General features: G+C 62.1%; 17 protein-coding genes. 13 read left to right on the top strand and 4 right to left on the bottom strand.

Going from position 1 to position 18,915, the window contains the following annotated elements:
* Positions 1-152: 152 nt before the first annotated feature.
* A complete protein-coding gene (locus OKW39_RS26495) occupies positions 153-449 on the top strand; it encodes a DUF6900 domain-containing protein (RefSeq protein WP_429564034.1) in 297 nt (98 codons plus the stop codon).
* Positions 450-1,134: 685 nt separating this feature from the next.
* Complete coding sequence (locus OKW39_RS26490; RefSeq protein ID WP_429359574.1) at positions 1,135-1,722, top strand: H-NS family nucleoid-associated regulatory protein; 588 nt, start codon at positions 1,135-1,137, stop codon at positions 1,720-1,722.
* A 392-nt stretch (positions 1,723-2,114) separates the two neighbouring features.
* On the opposite strand, the gene OKW39_RS26485 is transcribed toward OKW39_RS26490, so the two are convergent.
* Positions 2,115-3,119: an AraC family transcriptional regulator gene (locus OKW39_RS26485; RefSeq protein WP_090811429.1), complete on the bottom strand. Its 1,005-nt coding sequence runs from the start codon at positions 3,117-3,119 to the stop codon at positions 2,115-2,117.
* A 239-nt stretch (positions 3,120-3,358) separates the two neighbouring features.
* Here OKW39_RS26485 and OKW39_RS26480 point away from each other — a divergent pair, with 239 nt between their 5' ends.
* The 10 genes from OKW39_RS26480 (at position 3,359) to OKW39_RS26435 (ending at position 12,550) form a co-directional block, all read left to right on the top strand.
* Positions 3,359-4,414: a 3-keto-5-aminohexanoate cleavage protein gene (locus tag OKW39_RS26480; protein WP_429564033.1), complete on the top strand. Its 1,056-nt coding sequence runs from the start codon at positions 3,359-3,361 to the stop codon at positions 4,412-4,414.
* A gap of 158 nt (positions 4,415-4,572) precedes the next feature.
* The gene (locus tag OKW39_RS26475; RefSeq protein WP_090811425.1) at positions 4,573-5,895 is read left to right on the top strand and encodes an MFS transporter; all 1,323 of its coding nucleotides are present in this window, start codon (positions 4,573-4,575) and stop codon (positions 5,893-5,895) included.
* A gap of 189 nt (positions 5,896-6,084) precedes the next feature.
* Positions 6,085-7,065 (top strand): quinone oxidoreductase family protein, encoded by a 981-nt coding sequence (locus OKW39_RS26470; protein ID WP_090811423.1) that lies wholly within the window; start codon positions 6,085-6,087, stop codon positions 7,063-7,065.
* A 10-nt stretch (positions 7,066-7,075) separates the two neighbouring features.
* Entirely contained in the window at positions 7,076-7,924 is an 849-nt protein-coding gene (locus tag OKW39_RS26465; RefSeq protein WP_429359576.1) for a TauD/TfdA dioxygenase family protein, read from the top strand.
* An 18-nt stretch (positions 7,925-7,942) separates the two neighbouring features.
* Positions 7,943-8,503, top strand: a complete 561-nt coding sequence (locus OKW39_RS26460; RefSeq protein ID WP_090811420.1) for an RBBP9/YdeN family alpha/beta hydrolase — start codon at positions 7,943-7,945, stop codon at positions 8,501-8,503.
* 49 nt (positions 8,504-8,552) lie between these two features.
* On the top strand, positions 8,553-9,179 hold the full coding sequence (locus tag OKW39_RS26455) for a DsbA family oxidoreductase (RefSeq protein ID WP_429564032.1): 627 nt from the start codon (positions 8,553-8,555) through the stop codon (positions 9,177-9,179).
* Positions 9,180-9,190: 11 nt separating this feature from the next.
* Entirely contained in the window at positions 9,191-9,526 is a 336-nt protein-coding gene (locus tag OKW39_RS26450; protein ID WP_090811416.1) for a Rieske (2Fe-2S) protein, read from the top strand.
* Between the two features lie 54 nt (positions 9,527-9,580).
* Positions 9,581-11,215 (top strand): 3-(methylthio)propionyl-CoA ligase, encoded by a 1,635-nt coding sequence (locus tag OKW39_RS26445; protein WP_090811414.1) that lies wholly within the window; start codon positions 9,581-9,583, stop codon positions 11,213-11,215.
* Between the two features lie 20 nt (positions 11,216-11,235).
* Positions 11,236-12,141, top strand: a complete 906-nt coding sequence (locus tag OKW39_RS26440; RefSeq protein ID WP_090811412.1) for a porin — start codon at positions 11,236-11,238, stop codon at positions 12,139-12,141.
* 31 nt (positions 12,142-12,172) lie between these two features.
* A complete protein-coding gene (locus OKW39_RS26435; protein ID WP_090811410.1) occupies positions 12,173-12,550 on the top strand; it encodes a BON domain-containing protein in 378 nt (125 codons plus the stop codon).
* 210 nt (positions 12,551-12,760) lie between these two features.
* Here OKW39_RS26435 and OKW39_RS26430 read toward each other — a convergent pair whose 3' ends face one another.
* From OKW39_RS26430 to OKW39_RS26420, 3 genes are all read right to left on the bottom strand, one after another.
* Positions 12,761-13,210: a MarR family winged helix-turn-helix transcriptional regulator gene (locus OKW39_RS26430; protein ID WP_090811408.1), complete on the bottom strand. Its 450-nt coding sequence runs from the start codon at positions 13,208-13,210 to the stop codon at positions 12,761-12,763.
* Positions 13,211-13,496: 286 nt separating this feature from the next.
* Positions 13,497-14,672, bottom strand: coding sequence for a porin (locus tag OKW39_RS26425; RefSeq protein ID WP_090811406.1), 1,176 nt, complete (start codon positions 14,670-14,672; stop codon positions 13,497-13,499).
* Positions 14,673-15,157: 485 nt separating this feature from the next.
* Positions 15,158-17,902 (bottom strand): LuxR C-terminal-related transcriptional regulator, encoded by a 2,745-nt coding sequence (locus tag OKW39_RS26420; RefSeq protein ID WP_429564031.1) that lies wholly within the window; start codon positions 17,900-17,902, stop codon positions 15,158-15,160.
* A 163-nt stretch (positions 17,903-18,065) separates the two neighbouring features.
* Between OKW39_RS26420 and OKW39_RS26415 the strand changes: the two genes are divergently transcribed.
* On the top strand, positions 18,066-18,896 hold the full coding sequence (locus OKW39_RS26415) for a universal stress protein (RefSeq protein WP_429564030.1): 831 nt from the start codon (positions 18,066-18,068) through the stop codon (positions 18,894-18,896).
* The last annotated feature ends 19 nt before the right edge of the window (positions 18,897-18,915 follow it).

Here is an 18,915-nt window from a genome sequence, read left to right as displayed (position 1 = left end):
ACTTATATTGTTGTCGTATCCTCCAATACATTGATAATTCAACATGTTAAGTGACTACTGAATCCAGATGCGACGGAACGTCGCTCTTGCGTTTGTGCCACGCATATAAACTTACAGATTGTAAGGCAAGCGGCACAACACAGGAGGTCATCGTGGTTGAAAGAGTTGGCAACGAAGTTCACTGGGATCCGCTAATAGCAATCGCCAGCGAGGAACTCGGGATTAACTATCTAACGGAGTCAGGCAAAGTCACGACAGACATTCGGCTCGTCCGGATATCGAGTCTTGCTAAGGCCCTTGAGCGCGCCTACGACTTTGGCTTGTTGATGGGCCACAGCGTCAGTCGGGCCGAACATGTGAAGACGAAGCGGTCCAAATTGACTTGTCGCGCGGAACAGGATTTGGTGCGGGCCGCGGCTAACGACATTCTCAGCACCTATTTGAGTTAATGCCGAAAGCAGGAGGTAATGATGGGCGGCAGAATCATAACTGGGAAAAAACTGGTGGATATCCGGATGCTGCGGGTCTCGGGCGTTGCTAACGCCGCTGGAGCAGGCCTACCAGACGGGGCTCTTCGCTGGTTATAGCGTAAAAGGGTCCGAGGGAGCATAAACGGGGGGTACTGGTCTCCAACCTGAAGCTGATCCAGCCTGCAAGTGAGTTATGCCGTCATTCTTTTTCATTGAAACCAGGTTATGAACGCATCCAGAAACGATGATAAAACAACGATATGCATAGATTTTGTAGACGTTCGCCGCTGTCCAATTATAGGTGTGTAAAAATCGGGCGACGTGTAAGACGTATTACCGGTCCTGCAGGATGGTGCAGGTCAAACAATATCATCGGCATTAGGCTCGGCGGACGAGCGACAGCATCAGCAACGCGGGGACGCTTGGTTGCGACGTCGAAAGTCCGGTCGACTCCGAAAGCTCTGGCCAATACACCGGTGCACGCTCCCTCCCGAGCGGGTGTCGACCACTATTCGAATCTCACGCAACTCAACGATCTCGTCGGCAGCCCTGCCGCGTAATCTCGCCCCGCTCTCGAAAGCTTCTCCAGGCGTAGCCCATGGTGCGCCGACTCCGCGGCGGAGACTTATAATTCCGCCACATAAAGCCAACGAGGAGTAGCGCCATGGCAAAAAGGTCTTACGAAGAGATTCAGGCACAGATTCTGGAATTGCAACAGGAAGCACAGGAAGCGCGCATTGATGAGCGCAATGACGCCATCAAGAGAATTCTCGCGGAGATGGCGCGTTTCGACATTACGGCCGACGAGCTACGCGGCCTGGTCCCAGCCGGACGCGTCGGTACGCTGGCAAAGAATGATGGCGTGGCAAAAGGTGCCCAAAAGGAGGCGTCGGCCGCGACTAGCGCCTCCGACGAGTCTCCAGCCGTCAGAATGCTCCTAGACGCCGGCATCGATTTCCGACGCAAGTCGCCGACACCGATTGCCCCACCAGCCCAGGGAAAGCTGGCGCCCAAATATTTTGATCCCAAGACCGGTGCTACCTGGAGCGGCGTTGCGCGGCCGCCGGCCTGGATCAAGGATGCAAAAGACCGCTCAGTGTTTCTCATCGAGAAGGGCGAAACCCTCGTTACGCACTCAAAGCCCGCCAAAAAAGCCGCAACCAGGGCGGCTCGCAGAGCTCCCGAGAAGATCGCGCCGCGAAAGGTCGCCGCAAAGGGCGGCAGCAAAGCAAAAGGTACCGCGTCGCGCTAGGTTCGCCTCCATTCCCGGAGGCCGCGGCCCTCTCCCGTTGATTGGAAGCGTACTTTGCTGGCGATCGTACCGTCGTCCCCGCACCGCACACGATGTCCCGCCCGAGTGCGCGTAAATTCGTCCGGTTTCCTCGCATCGCTGTACGACGGCCAGATGCGGAGCCGTAGCAGGCGAGTGTTTCCCGTACATCGTTGGTAGGCCACGCGGCAAGGGCGACAGCACGAGCCCGCCATCCTCGTAGCGCATAGGAACATCGGCGCGTTCCCCGCTTTATGGCGCCGATCGCGCGATGTATCTCGCCCGGCGCAACGGTCGCAACCGTCTGGAAGCCGGCGCGGGCGATTCCAGACCAAACGCTGCAACTCACGCATGGACGACTCGCACCGCGCCATTCATTTCGATGATTGACTGCTCCGCCAGTCACGCGGCGTCATGCTGAATCGTGAAAAGAACCAGTTCGTAAACGATCCCTGTTGCGTGTAACCCAACAGGGTCGCGACCCGTCCGATTGGATAGCGCGGATTGCTCATGTAACGCACGGCAAGTTCGCGCCGGACTTCCTCGACCAGTTCGGAGAAGCTTGTATTGTCCGATTTCAGTTGGCGCTGCATCGTGCGTACGCTCTGACCCAGATGGCGGGCGACGAGCTCAGTTGTGGCCTGCTCGAGTGGCAGCAGCAGATAGATTGCCTTGCGCACTTCCAGCGCCGCTGAATGCGCACCCGTCATGTTCAGCGGAGCGGCGAGGCTTTCGGCATAGCGCACCAGTTCCGGGTCAGCGGCCGGATTCGGGTAGTCGAGATCGGCGGCAGCGCATACGAACCCGTTGAAATCACTGCTGAACTCCAGCGGACAGCCGAAGAAGCGTCGATGAAATGTCAGGTCTGCGGGTCTTGCGTGAGTGAAATGGACTGCGCGTGGTTTCCAGTAGTTGCCGAGAAGGGCGCTCGAATGTCGCGCGAGGACACCGAGCGCAAGTTCTATCGCCTGTCTCGTCGGCGTGCCAGGTTCAACGACGAGTTCCTCGCGAATGGTGACCGTTTGGCCTGCGTCCTCGACGTAGACGGCCAGCGCCTCGTTGAGCAGGTGCCGATATTCGGCTGCGGCGAGCAGCACCTCGCGCAGCGTGCGCTTATGCGCGAGCAGGACATTGACCATGCCGGTACCGAACTTCTGCCGGGTTTCAGCCATTTGCAGTGCAAGAGTCGGGCACGCCCCCTTTTCGGCCGAGAGTTCCATCAGGCGGCAGCAGGCGGCGGCCGGAACGCGATCGTCCGGATTGGCTAGAGCCGCGGCGTCGATCCCCACCTGCTGCGCGAGCTCGACCGGGTTCAGCCCGAGCCGCCGCATCACGTCGAAGTACCCGCTCATCGCTACCGACCGCAGCATCGTTTCCATCGCTTTCCCCTCCGCTTCCGACAAGCTGCGCCTCACTCCCGGTCATGGCATGCCCGCTCCGCGCAAACACTGGCGTTAACACCGAGTGGCATGGACCGCTAAAACGATGGCGTCTATTCATAAAAGTGTAACCCGCGATTGCCGTATCGTGCCATCAGGAAGGTTCGTTATGTTCCGACCAGCTTACGCGCGATCTGTCGCGGCACGGCAAGCCAGTCACCCATATCTGGAGATAAAAGATGCAATTTCTCGACGATTCGCTGCACCCTGAGAATCACGACAAGGTAGTCATCACCACAGCGCCGTACGGCCCGGAATGGATGCCCGAGGACTTCCCGGAAGACATCCCCGTGACGATGGACGAGCAGATCCAGAAGGCCGTCGATTGCTATAACGCCGGCGCCACGGTCCTGCACCTGCACGTGCGCGAACTGGACGGCAAGGGCTCGAAGCGCCTGTCGAAGTTCAATGAACTGATCGCGGGTGTGCGCGCGGCAGTGCCCGACATGATCATTCAGGTCGGTGGCTCGATCTCGTTCGCACCGGAAGACGACGGACAAGCCGCGAAGTGGCTGTCCGACGATACGCGCCATATGCTGGCCGATCTCGATCCGAAGCCCGATCAGGTGACGATCGCGATCAACACCACGCAGATGAACATCATGGAGCTGCTCTATCCGGAGTATCTGGCAGGCACCTCGCTTTCCAATCCCGCGTTCATGGCCGCCTATAGTGAAATGACGGTGCCGGCTGGCCCCGCATGGGTCGAGGAACACCTGCGCCGCCTGCAGGCTTCGGGCATCCAGCCGCACTTCCAGCTCACGGGCATCCACGCGCTCGAAACGCTCGAGCGCCTCGTGCGCAAGGGCGTGTACAAGGGCCCGCTGAACCTGACATGGATCGGTATCGGTGGCGGCTTCGACGGCCCCAATCCATTCAACTTCTTCAACTTCGTGCATCGCGCGCCGGATGGCTGCACGCTCACCGCCGAGTCGCTGCTGAAGAACGTGCTGCCGTTCAACATGATGGCCATGTCGATGGGCCTGCATCCGCGCTGCGGCATCGAGGACACGATCATCGACCAGCACGGCAAGCGCTTCTCGTCGGTGCAGCAGATCGACCAGTGCGTGCGCGTTGCGCGTGAACTCGGCCGCGAGATCGCCAGCGGCAAGGAAGCACGCGAGATCTATCGCATCGGCGTGCAGTACGAGACGGTCGAAGAGACGCTGGCCGCCAACGGCATGGCGCCGAACCGCAAGACCGGCGTGAAGAACCTGCCGCTGCGCGCGGCGTGACGGATTGGAACCCGGCCGACCGCTTCAGCGGATACCGGGTTTCAAAGGGAGGACTCCTCGGCAAGCGCCGGGGAGGGTAACGGGGCATCCATAATCGGTCCCTTTGCCCTGACGGGCAAAGACGGCTGCAAACGAGATAGACGGGAAGGAGACAAACCATGCTCATGCAACATGCCGAGCCCACCGCGGGCGGCGTTTCAGCAGCACAATCGGACGTGCCCACCTATGCGTGGGTCGTGTTTGCGTTGACGGTCGGGTTGCTGCTCTCCGACTACATGTCGCGGCAGGTGTTGAATGCGGTGTTTCCGCTGTTGAAGGCCACATGGAACCTTTCCGACACACAGCTGGGTTCGCTTAGCAGTGTGGTCGCGCTGATGGTCGGCGTCCTGACTTTCCCGCTGTCGGTGCTCGCCGATCGCTGGGGCCGGGTGAAGAGCATCGTGCTGATGGCCGCTCTGTGGAGTCTCGCGACACTGGGGTGCTCGCTCTCGAGCAACTACGGTGAAATGCTGCTCGCGCGCGCTTTCGTCGGCATCGGCGAAGCCGCGTATGGCAGCGTCGGTCTCGCGCTTGTCCTGAGCATCTTCCCGGCACGTCTGCGCTCCACGCTCACGGGCACCTTCATGGCGGGCGGGGCGTTCGGCTCGGTGACGGGCATGGCTGTCGGCGGCGGGGTCGCGGCTCATTTGGGCTGGCGCCCGGCCTTCGGTGCCATGGCGGCATTGGGGATGATCCTGGTCATCGTCTACCGGATTGTCGTCACTGAAAAACGGCTCGCACCGCTGAAGTCGGAAACCGTGGGCGCGCAGGCAACAGGGTTCGGCGTACGCATGAGTTTCAAGACGCTGATGAAGGGGCTTTTCTCGACGAAGTCTGTCGTGTGTGCCTATGTCGGCAGCGGTATCCATCTGCTTGTTCCCGCGGCAGTGTGGGCGTGGATGCCGAGCTTCCTGAATCGCTATTACGGCATGGCCACCGGCAAGGCTGCGATGGCCGCTGCAGCGTTTGTGCTGGTGACGGGCGTTGGCATGGTGGTATGTGGAAACCTTGCCGACCGCCTCAGCAAGAACTCGCGAGAAAAGAAGTGGGCCGCCGCGATCGCTTACTGTGTGACCTGCTTCACGCTGCTCGCGATCGGTTTCCGCCTGCCGGCGGGTACGTTGCAGCTCGTGGTGATCGGCGCCGGCATGTTCTTCAGCGCAGGCGCGAGCGGCCCGTCGGGTGCGATGGTGGCTAACCTCACCCCGCCGTCGATTCACGCATCGGCGTTTGCGACCCTGACGCTGGCGAACAATTTTCTCGGTCTGGCTCCCGCAGCCGTCCTGACGGGGATTGTCGCCGACCGGATCGGGCTGCTCGGCGCGTTGCAACTCGTTCCGTTTGCGCCCCTCATTGCGGCTACCGCATTTTTCATCGGCAAGCGGAACTATGCCGTCGACCTGGATCGCCTGAACGCGCTGCGTGAGCAGGCCGTGCGCTGAGCGGAACTCTCACCTCCGGCGCCGTTCGCTCGCTTACCACGCGACGGCGCCGGTCGTTGAAGGATTTGCGTGATATTGCAACTTGTTTAGACACAACACTGATCTGGCAAAGACGCCTACGGTAGGTCGAAATTTTCCGCCGCAGGCGTAGTCGATTTTGCAGTTTGAGTAACGAATAGGAGATTCAGCGTGGCAAAGGCAGTACGCTTTCATGAAACCGGTGGTCCGGAAGTCTTGCGCTATGAGGACGTTGAAGTGGGCGACCCCGGCCTCGGCGAGGTGCGCTTGCGCCAGGAGGCCGTAGGCCTGAATTTCGCCGACACCTATTTCCGCAGCGGCCTTTACCCGGTTCCGCTGCCTTCAGGCATGGGCGTCGAGGCCGCAGGCGTGGTTGAGGCAGTCGGTGCCGATGTAACGAACGTCGCGGTCGGCGATCGTGTGACGTACACCGGCTTCATCAATACGCTTGGCGCCTACAGCACCGAACGCCTGATCCCGGCCGCGCCACTCATCAAGCTGCCCGACGCGATCTCATGCGAGACGGCTGCCGGTATGACCATGCGAGGCCTGACCTCGTCGTATCTGATGCGCCGCATTTACGACTTCAAGGCGGGTGACACCGTCCTGCTGCATGCGGCCGCCGGCGGTGTGGGCCTGATCGTGTCGCAATGGGCGAAGCTGCTGGGTCTCACCGTGATCGGCACGGTTTCGACCGAAGCCAAGGGCGAGGTGGCCCGCGCCCATGGCTGCGACCACATCATCTATTACGGCCGGGAAGACGTCGCGAAGCGAGTGCGCGAACTGACCAGCGGCGCCGGCGTGAGCGTGGTGTTCGACAGCGTCGGCAAGGACACCTTCGAAGGGTCGCTCGATTCGCTCAAGCGCCGCGGCCTGATGGTCTGCGTCGGCACCGCTTCGGGCCCGATTCCGCCGTTCAATCCGCAGATTCTGGCGATGAAGGGCTCGCTCCACCTGACCCGCCCGGCGCTGGCCGACTACATTGCCGACCCCGCCGAGAAGAACGAGCTCGCCGGTGAAATTTTCGGGCACATCGCCTCGGGACGCATCAAGATCGAGCTGAATCAGCGCTACGCGCTCGAGGATGCAGCGCAAGCCCACCTGGACCTCGAATCCCGCAAGACGACGGGTTCGTCGGTCTTCGTCATTTGAGGAGCTAGCCATGCGAGTCGAACAACTGACGTGCTCGATCGGCGCCGAACTGATAGGGGTGAATCTCGCCCACGCCATCTACGACGATGGCCTGTTTGCCCAAATCCGCTCGGCGCTGCTGAAGCACCGGGTGCTGTTTCTCCGCGACCAGGACATCTCGCGCGCCGAACACGTGGCATTTGCGCGCCGCTTCGGCGAACTGGAAGACCATCCGGTCGCGGGCAGCGATCCGGAAAATCCGGGCCTCGTGCGTATCTACAAGACCCCGGATCAGCCCAACGACCGTTACGAAAACGCGTGGCATGCCGACGCCACCTGGCGCGAAGCGCCGCAGTTCGGTGCCGTGCTGCGCTGCGTCGAGTGTCCGCCCGTCGGCGGCGACACGATGTGGGCGAACATGGTCCTCGCCTACGAGAAGCTGCCGGCGTACGTGAAGGCTCAGATCGCGGACCTGCGCGCGCGCCACAGCATCGAGGCGAGCTTCGGTGCCGCGATGCCGATCGAAAAGCGTCTCGCGCTGAAGGCGCAATTTCCGGACGCGGAGCATCCGGTCGTGCGCACGCATCCGGAAACGGAGGAGAAGGTGCTGTTCGTGAGCGCTTTCACGAGCCATTTCACGAACTTTCATACGCCGGAGCGAGTGCGCTTCGGGCAGGACGCGAATCCGGGCGCGGGCGATCTGCTGCGCTATCTGATCAGCCAGGCGTACATCCCCGAGTACCAGGTGCGCTGGCGCTGGCAGCCCAATAGCGTGGCGATCTGGGACAACCGCAGCACGCAGCACTACGCGGTGATGGACTACCCGCCGTGCCATCGCAAAATGGAACGCGCCGGCATCATCGGCGACAAGCCGTACTGAACTAGCAGGTAGCTTCCCATGAATTACGAATTGAAACCGACCATTCTGATGGTGCCCGGCTTGCGCGACCACGTCGCGGAACACTGGCAAACCCTGTTGGAGCAGAAGTTGCCCAAGGCGCTCTCGGTGCCGCCGCTCGAGCACGACAAGCTCAGTTGCGCGGCGCGCGTTGCGGCGCTCGACGCGGCCCTCGCGAAAATCGACGGCCCGGTTATCCTGGTCGCGCACAGCGCGGGCGTGATGATTGCGGTGCATTGGGCGCAGCAGCACAGCCGCAAGATTCACGGCGCGCTGCTTGCCGCTCCGGCCGACCTCGAGACGCCGCTGCCGGCCGGCTATCCGGCCATCGATGCGCTGGCCCAGAACGGCTGGCAGTCGATCCCGCGCAAACCGCTGCCGTTCCCGAGCATCGTCGGCGCCAGTCGCAACGATCCGCTCGCGCAGTTCGAGCGGGTGTCCGCGATGGCAAAAGACTGGGGCAGCCGCCTCGTCGACCTCGGCGAAGTGGGTCACCTCAACCCCGCCGCGGGCTTTGGTGAATGGCCGATGGCAGAGAGCCTGATCCATGAACTCATCTGACCCGAAGCGCGCCACCCAGCCAGGCATTGAGACGGCCGAGCGTCCCCCCATGACGATCGAGGTGTTCTTCGATTTCATCTGCCCGTGGTGTCTGATCGGCAAACGCAATATGGACGCGGCCGTGCGCCGCTTTGCCGGGTTGCGGCCCGATGTGCCGCTGGCGGTGCTGTGGCGCTCCCATCAACTCCTTCCCGATACGCCGCTCAATGGCAAGGATTACCAGGCGTTCTATCTTGATCGCCTGGGTAGTCCCGAGGCGGTGGCGGCAAGGCGCGCGCAGGTGCAGCGCGCAGGCTACCACGCCGGCGTCGAATTTGCGTTCGACCGGATCGGCGTGCTGCCCAACACCGCTGCCGCGCACCAGCTCGTTGCTTATGCAGCCAGCCGCGGCAGCGAGGCCCAACTAGCCTCATTGATCGATCGCATGTTCACCGCCTACTTCATGGAAGGCGAGAACATTGGTGAGCCGCGGATCCTTGAGCAGCTCGGACTCGAGTGCGGTCTGGACTACGCAGGCCTGACAGATCATCTGGCCGAATCGGGCCGGCACATGTTGCACTCCAGCCATCGCGTGAACGGCGTTCCGCACTTTGTGTTCAACGCCGGCTACGCGCTTTCGGGAGCCCATTCTCCCGACGCGATCTTCGAAGCCATGGTGCTGGCGGTCCGAGACTAAAGGAACGCAGAGTGTCACGTCAGATATCGGTTGGAACGGTCGATGAACTCGCACCAGGGCAACGCAAGCTGGCCTTCATCGATGGCCGCAGCATTGTCCTGTTCAACATCGCCGGCGCGATCCACGCAATTGATAACTCGTGTCCCCACAACGGTGCGTCGCTCGCGAGCGGTCAACTGGAGGGATGCATGCTGCGCTGTCCGGCGCACGGCCTGCGCTTTGACTTGCGCACGGGATCCATGGCGGGGGCGGGCGGCCTGAGCCTGACGACTTTCCCGGTCCGGGCCGTTGACGGACAACTGGTCGTGAGTCTCGACGGGCCCGCCGCCAGTCCGACACATGCATGAGGGTGCGACGACGTCATCCAGGCGCGGGACCATACAACTATTCAGGAGAAAGGGATGCAAGGTTTGATGATGCAGCAACCGTTACTGGTCGCTTCGCTGCTCGCGCACGCTGAACGCCATCACGGCGGACAAGAAATCGTGTCTCGACGTGTCGAAGGGGACATTCACCGGTATCGGTATCGGGATCTTGCGCAACGCGCGCGCCGCATGGCAAACGTCCTGGAAGGCCTCGGCGTCAAGCCGGGCGAGCGGGTAGGGACGCTGGCGTGGAACGGTTACCGGCACATGGAGTTGTACTTCGCCGTGTCGGGATCCGGGTCCGTGCTGCATACGCTCAACCCCCGACTGCACGTCGACCAGCTCGCGTACATCATTGAGCATGCGGAAGATCGCGTCGTATTCTTTGACGCGACGTTTCTGCCGCTGATCGAGAGCGTTGCGCCGCGCGTTAAAAGCCCCAAGGTATTCGTGGCGATGACTGATCGCGCGCACATGCCGCAAGCGAACGACCTGACCGGCATGCTGATGTGCTACGAGGATCTGCTCGAGCTGCACGACGACGTTTTCGAATGGCCGCTGCTCGATGAAAACAGCGCGTCATCGCTGTGCTACACGTCGGGCACCACCGGCAATCCGAAGGGTGTGCTGTACAGCCACCGCTCGACCCTCCTGCACACGTACGCGGCGGCGCTGCCCGACTCGCTCAACTGTTCGGCACGCGACGTGATCCTGCCTGTCGTGCCGATGTTCCATGTGAACGCGTGGGGGTTGCCATACATCGCCTGCATGGTCGGCGCGAAGCTGGTGTTCCCGGGTCCGGCGCTGGACGGCAAGTCGCTTTACGAACTGATCGAGGCGGAACAGGTCACCCTGTCCGCGGGCGTCCCGACGGTCTGGCAAGGCCTGCTCACGCACGTCGGCGAACGGCAGGAGACCTTCGCGTCGATGCGGCGCACGATTATCGGCGGCGCCCCTTGTCCGACGGCGATGACCGCGCAGTTTCAGGAGCGTTATCAGGTCGACGTACTACACGCATGGGGCATGACGGAATTGAGCCCGGTGGGCACGGTTTGCAGTTTTAAGCCGCATCAGTTGTCGTTGTCCACCGAGGAGCGCTACACGGTTCAGGCGAAGCAGGGACGCTCGGTGTTCGGCATCGACATGAAGATCGTCGGCCCGGACGGCGAAGCGCTGCCGTGGGACGGCCACGCGGCCGGCGACCTGCTGGTGCGCGGCCAGTGGGTCACGCGGCAGTATTTCGGCGCCGGCGACGGCGACGCGTCGCCGCTGCGCGACGGCTGGTTCCCGACCGGCGACGTGGCAAAGATCGATCCAGACGGCTTCATGCAGATCACCGACCGCAGCAAGGACGTCATCAAGTCTGGCGGCGAATGGATAAGTTCCACCGACATCGAGAATGTCGCCTGCCTGCATCCGGAAGTTGCCACTGCGGTGTGCATCGCCGCGCGGCATCCAAAGTGGGACGAACGGCCGCTACTGTTGATCGTGAAGAAGCCCGGCAGTGCTCTGGGCGGCGGCGAGATGCTCGCGTTCTTCGACGGCCGCGTTGCGAAATGGTGGACACCCGACGCGGTGGTGTTCGTCGAGTCAGTTCCGCTGGGCGCGACCGGCAAGGTCCTCAAGAACCAGTTGCGGGACCAGTATCGGGACTACTACCTGTCGGCCTGACACGCCGACCCGGCAGCAACATGGCTTGCTTCGAGCAACAATCACGAAAGCCGCCGGGTCCACCCCGCCGCGCCACCCGGAGGAGAAAGCACGAAATCGAAGTTGAGCAGCACGGCGGCGCGCCGAACTTGGGGCACGTCTATCAACTCAAGGACGGCGGCATCATTTCCAGCTACTGGGGCCTCAAGGGAAGCGAAGAGGTCGGCGGCGGCTACAAGATCAACTTCAAGCTGCAGGGCACGTTCAACACCATGAACGGCAAGTTTGGCCTGGCCGACACCCAGGGCACGACCGCGATTTTCAACCAGTTCGCGACGATCGGGGCATCCGGTCCGTTCGGCACGTTCGACGCCGGCCGGCGGATCACCCCGATGATCTACGCGATGGCGGAGACTGACGTGCGTGGCGCCCAGTATTTCGGCAGTATCCTGACTGCGTGGCTGGGCATGAATCAGGCGGCCGGATGGCCCGGCACCAGCACGAACACCCCGATCGGCGCCCTTTATGACAGCAATGCGCTGGTCTACAATTCGCCGAAATTCTATGGGACGTCGCTTGCGCTCGAGTACGCGCCGGGCGGGGTCGCGGGCCAGTTCCAGGGCGGCACGCGCGAGTCGGCGGTTCTCAAGTTCTCGAACTACGGTCTGAATCTGTCGGCCGTGTATTACAACGGGCATGACACCAATCCGTTCCCGCTGACCTATCCCGCCGCTCCGGCTGTGTCCGCAACGGGTCTTGCCAACAATCGCTTCATCTATTTCGGTGCGCTGTACACGATTGACCGATTTTCGATATCCGGTTCGTACAGCATCGGCAAGAACCCGGCGAAGAGTAACAGCTTGAACCAGACGATCATCCATGGTGCCCTCGTAGCGCCGGGCGTATCTACCACGGCAGCCATGATCGGCATCCGCCACACCTTCTGATTCCACCACCCCTCCACAACTGGAGCAATTGATGCAGAACAACAAGACATTCAGGATGGCTGTCGGAACATTGATGGTTGCAACGTCCATCACCACATGGGCCCAAAACGGCGAAACGGCCAGTGCGGCGAGCGCGTCGGCGATGGCGGCGTCGGGCACCGCGGCGCCGGCCACCGGAAGAAAAGCGAATCGTGCCCTTCGCCGGAAGATTTATGCCGCGATCGGGAAGCACAAGGAGATCAGCGCCGGAAATATCAGTGTTACGGCAAAAGACGGCGCAGTGACGCTGAATGGCACCGTCACGGAGGCTTCCCAGGTCGACAAGGTCGCGGAAATCGCGAAGGGTGTTCCAGGAGTCACTTCGGTGGCCAACAAGCTTACGGTGCGCAAACCATTCGGCGGCATGTAAGCTTGCTGTCGCCAGCCCATGAGGACTCGGCCCCGGCGACTTCTCACCATCCGTGTATCCGGGCGCGGAACTTGGGAGTGGGGGCCGCGCGATTTATTTGGCTCCCGGCGCGCCCGGCCCGGTATGTGGCCGCTCAGGCGTCGGTGAATGGTTGATTGATAAAGCAGCCTTGAGCCGGCAGCCTACGAGCAATACGCGGGCCGCCTGAAATCAGATGGCCTCCCATCCGTGGGCCGCGAGAATCTTGTCCAGCAGGTAACGCAGCGCCTCGCTTTCCGGCTCGCTGAGACACTGGTAAAGCTCTGTGTCCCGCCGATCAATCGTGGGGGCAACCTTTTTGAAGATTTTGCGTCCGTCGGATGTCAGCGAAATGATCACGCTGCGTCCATCCTGGTCGCTGGCCGTGCGCCCGAGAAACCCCTTGGCGAGCAGGGCATCAACTGTGCGACTCGCCTGACTCTTGTCCAGATTGGCGCGGCGGGAAATGTCCCTGATGGTCTGCGGGCCGAACGTACCGAGCACGCCGATGATGCTTGCCTCCGGATAGGGCACGCCAAGTTTCTCTCGGGATAATTCGGCGCTCATGCGATCGGCGATTTTGTTTAACGCCTTTATTCGGTAGGTCAGGGATTCGTGAGGTCCGGACTCGATGATCGACATGATGTCATTCAGAAATGGATGAAACGCAAGGTTGCGGGATGCAAGCCCATTATCTTGCCCGGACCCACGCAGGCGGTCAAATTTTACGCGCGGAGCCGCTTGGCTTCGCAGGCGATCTATGTGGCGCCGGCCGCTTGGCCAAGAGTGCCCCGTGTCGGACGTTAGTGCCCCTTGTAAGTCAGTCCGGAAAGAGCAAAGCCGCCTCGCGCGCGCGGGCGGCTTCGGATGGAGACGGAAGACAGCACCGAGGTTCGCGAGCAGACGGCTCGCGAACCCGGTTCCAAAATCAGAAGGAGTGGCGGATCCCCACGTTGCCTGCGGCGGTGTTCTTCCCCACTGCCACCGGGCTGCCGTAGGTAATCTCCTGGTTCATCGCGCCGCGGTTGGAGACGTAGCCTACCTGAGCGTAAAGCGACGTCCTCTTGGAAAGGTTGTAGTTGCCGCCCAGCACGTACAGGGTCGACTGGTTCTGGTTGTGCTTTTCGTCCTTCACGTAGTAGACGCCCGACGTGATGTCGAACGAGGGGCTAAAGCGATACCCGATACCGCCCGTCAACATGTCGAAGTCGCCCGAGATCGCGCCAATCGCGGGATTCCCGTTTGGAGCTGCCGGGTTGCGCCCGTTGCTCCACGAGCCGGACACGGACAGGCCGCGCCACGTGTACTTCGCGCCCAGGTACACGAAGCGGTTGTTGTTGAGGCCGGTCGCCGGATGGAGCGGGGTGGGACTGGCGCCAAGATAAGGGTTGGCGTCATGGCCGTTGTAGTAGACTGCATCGGCATTCAGACCGAAGTTCGAGTACTTGAGCACGGCGGATTCGCGCGTGCCGCCTTGGAACGCGCCCGGCGTACCGCCCGGTGCGTACTGGAGCGCGGCCGACAGACCATGGAAAGACGGCGAGTTATACACGATCGCATTGTCGTCATAAAGTGCGCCGATCTGGCCGTTCGTGCTCGTGCCTGGCCAGCCAGCCGCCGTGTTCATGGTCAACCATGCGGTCAGGACGCTGCCGAAGTACTGTGCGTTGCGCACATCCGTTTCCGCCATCGCGTAAGCCATTGGCGCGAACTGGCGACCGACATCGATCCGGCCGAACGGCCCCGACACGCCGACCGTCGTGACCTGCGTGAACATCGAACTTGCTCCCGGCGAGCTGGCCAGCCCGGACTTGCCGTTGCCGCTGTTAAACGTGCCCTGGAGCTTGAAGTTGACCTTGTAGCCGGCGCCGATGTCTTCCGTGCCCCTCAACCCGAAGATGCTCGCATAGACACCGCCGTCCTTGAACTGGAACACGTGGCCCAGGTTCGGGTTTGCTTTTGCATTCGGCAGAAAGTTTGCTGCCGAAGTGTTCTGCCAGAGCAGGCCCGAGTCAACTGCGCCATAGAGCGTCACCGATGACTGCGCGTGCGCGGATGCCGCGAACGCGAGAAGTGCTGCGGCTCCGGTAATCCTCAACTTCATGTGGTCTCCTGCGTAGCGTTGTTCAACCCTTAGGTACAGAACGCCCGTGCAACATATGGGCGCTGCATGTCTAGAGGAGCATACGTACAGCCACGCAGCTCGACTCCCCCCACCCTTGGGGGGGAGGGTTATCGGCAATACCGGGGCGCGGTAAGCGCTGGCCAGCCATATCCGGCACGGCTTTCGCGGCATCCTCAAGGCGACCGCGCACTGCCGGAAGGGGGCGACACCGCCTATCCGTGTTGCAACTTGGTGACAGAAAATGACGGGTTGCGGATATTTCGATCGATGGTTGCGATAACAACCACCATGGAAGCGTCCCAACGTATAAAGAGAAAAGGACCCGAGCCGGATCCATGGGCTAACCATGTCGCCCTTGGGACGGCGCCAGCGCGGCTTGTCGATTTAATTGACATCGCAACCGTCAGGGTCGCGCGGAATGGTGTCGCCTCTCTTCAGCTGTGGTTCCGGGGTGCTTCCCCCGTTCAGGTTTCCTGCAGCAGGCCCAGTAGCTGCGCGCGGCGCACGATTTGCCGGCGCGACGTCGCGTCGAGTTTGATGAAGAGGTTTTTCATATGCCACTTGACTGTCTCCTGGCCGACGCCCATCGCGAGTGCGATCTCCTTGTTGGTGAGGTGGCGGCTAGTCAGCTCCAGCACACTGCGCTCCTTCGGCGTCAGTACCATGCTGGGCGCTACGCGCGGCTCGGCATCCCGCCCTGGCGCGGGTGAAACGGCAACGGTTGGCGGCAGGGGTGGGCCGACATCGGCGAGGCGCGGCGCGCCATCCGCTCCGCGCTCATGCAACCATTCCGCGAACGCCGGATGAAGGTCGGGCGCCGTGAGACTCATTCCGTATGCCGCGCCCAGATCCACGGCCTCGCGCAGCAGGGCGGTTCCGCATTTGCCGAGACGGTCCAGCACGAAAGCGTGCAACGTCAGCAGATCGACGCCGACCGCGCCCAGCTTCATCGCCTCGGTGTCTTGCTGGGCCAACGCGAGAGCACGGTCGGCGGCAGTCCAGTCCTGCTCGGCAATTGCCACGAAAGCCTGCGCAATATGCTGATGCAGGAGCAGCGCACGACGCTTGAGGGGAGAATCGGCGGTGGCATGTTCCGCGACAATCTGTTCCAGTCGGCGAGCGAGCGTGCGGCAGGACGCCGAGCGGAAGCGACCACTGTGGAGCCTGATCTGTTCGGTCAGGCTCGCCACGCATAGCCTCGGCATGCGCCGCGCGGTGCCGATTGCATGGAGTGTCTCGAGCAGGTCGAACGCCCGGTGCTCCGCGCCGGTGGCCGATGAGACCCGCGCGGCGGTGCGATAGGCGAAAATCACCGCGTCGGGTGTTCCGCTGCGTTCGAGCACATCCAGCCGGTTTGCCAGCAACGCGGCCGCTTCATTAAAATCGCCGCGTTTGAAACGTGTGGTGGCGAGCAGCGCGGCCATCATGCAGGAAAACGGGTGCCGGCGGCCAAGGTCGTCGTCTGCCTGGACAAGGGCCGGGCGCAGCGTGCGCTCGGCCGATAGCATCTGCCCATGGAGCAGATAGCCGAGGCCCGTCGTGTAAGCGCGCCAGCGAACCACGTACCGATAGGCAGCGCTGGCATTCCCGCGCGGCATGTGCCGCCGGAGCTGGCGGGCCTTCGCGTACTCGCCCTCCATGACAGCTCGCACGGCGAGTCGGTTCGCATGAACCTGCAGGAGCCACGAGTCACTGACGGGCGGTGTATCACCCCAGCGATCGAGCAGTCGCGCGGCCCGGTCTGGCTCATCCGCGAAATAGGCGGCTGCGCTCAGAATGAGATCGATCTCGTAGCGCATCGCCTCGTCAGGCTCTGTGCTGCGCAGAATAGCCTGCGCCTGCTCTTCCGCCTCCTGCTGACGGTCGCTCTGCGCCAGCGCCCATGCCATGGCAAGCCGCAGGCGCGGATGGCGATCCAGGACAGGCTCCGGTAGCCATTCGAGCCATTCCAGTACAGCTACAAGTTGACCCTGAGTTACCGCATCGTGCAGCGATCCTTGCGCGAGCGTGTAGGCGGTTTCCTCCTGCCCGCACGCTAGCGCGTGGCGTGCCGCAGCTTCGGTCATGCCGTGGTCCGCCAGCCAATGCATCGCGCGGCGGTGCAGCTCACTGTGCGTTGCAGGCGGCAGGATAGTCAGATGCGCGCGTATTGCTTCACGTGCCATCGAGTGCATGCGATACCACTGACCGCGTCCTTGAGCACTGAAAAAGAGCGGCGTTTCGCGAGCGAGGCGCAAGAGCCGCTGCTTCGCATCCTTGGTTCCGGTGAGGGCTTCGCACAAATCTTCGTGCAGCAGGTCGACAATCGAAATACGGGTGAGGAACTCGGTGTCCTCGCTGCTTAGCCGTTCAAGGAGCGCCGTAATGAATTGCTCACGAATGCCGCCGGTGCTGCTGGCAAAGGCGTCGATACTCGCGACCGGGTCATCGCTGTCAGCGATCGCAGCAAGGGCAATCTGCAAGCCGAGTGGCCAGCCTTCCGCGATGTCGTGTAATCTGGCGCTCGCCTCAGCATCGGCATCGACCACGGCGCCCAACCGGCTGCCGATCAGCGCGATCGTTTCATCGAGGCGAAAGCGAAGCGCCGCGGCATCCACCGCTGCACACTGGCCATAGGGGCTCAGGCGTGCGATGACCTTCTCGAATCCAGCGCGCGAGGCAATCACGATGCGCAGGTTGGCCGGCAGATTCTCAAGCAGGTAGATGAGCGCTTCCAGACTAGCCTGCGGCAACTGCTCCGCTTCGTCGAGTATCAGCACAATATCGAGCGCGGTGCGAGCCACTTCGGCCAGCCATGCTGTGACTCCTTCAATCGGTGCATCTGGCAACGCGCCCCCTTCAAGCAGGCGTCTGCCGAATGCTGTGCGCCCTGATCCGGAGCGGACTGCCAGCGTCAGGCTCGCGAGCAGGCGCCTGGGGTCGTCGTGGCCGTCAATCGAGACCCACGCCACAGCGCTGCCGTGCATCAGGTATTCCTGGCGCCACTGGATCAACAGGGATGTCTTGCCGAACCCCGGCGGCGCCTGCACGATGGTCACGGCGCAATTGCGGAAACGCTCGCAGTCCGAGCTCAGGCGCGCGCGGGCAAGCATGTGCCGCGGCGCACGGGGCGGGCTGATCTTCAGAGTCGCTTCGGGGTTCGCGACAGATTGTTGATTGGTCATCCGATTGGGGCCGATAGTACCGTTGCCGAGCGTGCCGACGTTCACGGGAGGCGGGCAGGCTGAAAGGCCTGCTGATTATATAACGGACCATGTCCGGCGCTTTTTACGCATTTAGCGGGTTCTGTGGTCCGTTCCCCCCCAACCAATGGGGGGGATTTTTCGCACGATTTTTCCTATCATGGCGGCTCGATGACCAACGAAAGACTACATGCTGCATCATCTCGGCGTATCCATTGATTCGAGCGATCACTGCTCGGAGGCGGCCATACAGGCGCTACAGTTTGCGAGCGCAAATAGCGCGCGGATCAGCCTTTGGTACGCGCAAGGCGTGCCGGATGGTCCGCTGGATCAGCTACGTCGCGAGCACAGGGCGAGCGAAGCTCTGGCCCGGGTGGAAGCCGCCGCGCATGCAATGGGTCTACCGACCCGGGCCGGGGCGCTCTTCGCCGCGCAGCCTGCACACGAGCTCCTGAATGCAGCGCAAATCGCCGGATGCGACGCTATTGTTATCGTTAGTGAACCCAAGCGGCTTGCTGAAAACGGGACAGCGACGATCGATATGCTCTCGCACGCATCCGTTCCGGTTTTGACGTTCGGGAGCGGCTGCCTGCCGCCTCGCATTGCCGCCCTTGAACTGCTACATACCGAATACCAGCGACTTATCACCTTATTATTCAAATGGCTCTTCCTTTTGAGCAGCCCAGATCCGCTGCGACAGCGAACGCTGGACCCATATCGGGCGGGCATGCAGGCGGTTGTCGACCACGTGCGCGACACCCTGCATCCACTGCGATGCTGTAAGGAGGCCTGGTTTTTCGGCCCGCTTCGGCAACGCATTGACGACGTGCGCGCTGAAATAGATGAACTCCTGCTTCTTGGACAGCGCGAAGACAAACTGCTTGACGATCTTGAGTCGAAGATCGCGCAGCCGCTGGACAGCGAGTCCGCGGTGGCCGCCCTCGCGGTAGCGCTTGAGCAATACGCGCGGCAAATATGGGCCGCCCGGGGACGGGAACTAGGAGGAATGGCACTTACTTAAGCCTACATGGAGGAGAAGA

Source organism: Paraburkholderia sp. MM6662-R1 (genome assembly GCF_050436245.1).
Lineage (GTDB): Bacteria > Pseudomonadota > Gammaproteobacteria > Burkholderiales > Burkholderiaceae > Paraburkholderia > Paraburkholderia tuberum.
This window is presented reverse-complemented; position numbering and strand designations above follow the sequence as displayed.

Coding starts and splice junctions, on each gene's coding strand:
- OKW39_RS26465 (WP_429359576.1), top strand. CDS start 7,076: ATGCGAGTCGAACAACTGACGTGCTCGATCGGCGCCGAACTGATAGGG.
- OKW39_RS26460 (WP_090811420.1), top strand. CDS start 7,943: ATGAATTACGAATTGAAACCGACCATTCTGATGGTGCCCGGCTTGCGC.
- OKW39_RS26455 (WP_429564032.1), top strand. CDS start 8,553: ATGACGATCGAGGTGTTCTTCGATTTCATCTGCCCGTGGTGTCTGATC.
- OKW39_RS26490 (WP_429359574.1), top strand. CDS start 1,135: ATGGCAAAAAGGTCTTACGAAGAGATTCAGGCACAGATTCTGGAATTG.
- OKW39_RS26480 (WP_429564033.1), top strand. CDS start 3,359: ATGCAATTTCTCGACGATTCGCTGCACCCTGAGAATCACGACAAGGTA.
- OKW39_RS26425 (WP_090811406.1), bottom strand. CDS start 14,672: ATGAAGTTGAGGATTACCGGAGCCGCAGCACTTCTCGCGTTCGCGGCA.
- OKW39_RS26445 (WP_090811414.1), top strand. CDS start 9,581: ATGCAAGGTTTGATGATGCAGCAACCGTTACTGGTCGCTTCGCTGCTC.
- OKW39_RS26440 (WP_090811412.1), top strand. CDS start 11,236: ATGGCTTGCTTCGAGCAACAATCACGAAAGCCGCCGGGTCCACCCCGC.
- OKW39_RS26415 (WP_429564030.1), top strand. CDS start 18,066: ATGCTGCATCATCTCGGCGTATCCATTGATTCGAGCGATCACTGCTCG.
- OKW39_RS26475 (WP_090811425.1), top strand. CDS start 4,573: ATGCTCATGCAACATGCCGAGCCCACCGCGGGCGGCGTTTCAGCAGCA.
- OKW39_RS26430 (WP_090811408.1), bottom strand. CDS start 13,210: ATGTCGATCATCGAGTCCGGACCTCACGAATCCCTGACCTACCGAATA.
- OKW39_RS26435 (WP_090811410.1), top strand. CDS start 12,173: ATGCAGAACAACAAGACATTCAGGATGGCTGTCGGAACATTGATGGTT.
- OKW39_RS26485 (WP_090811429.1), bottom strand. CDS start 3,119: ATGGAAACGATGCTGCGGTCGGTAGCGATGAGCGGGTACTTCGACGTG.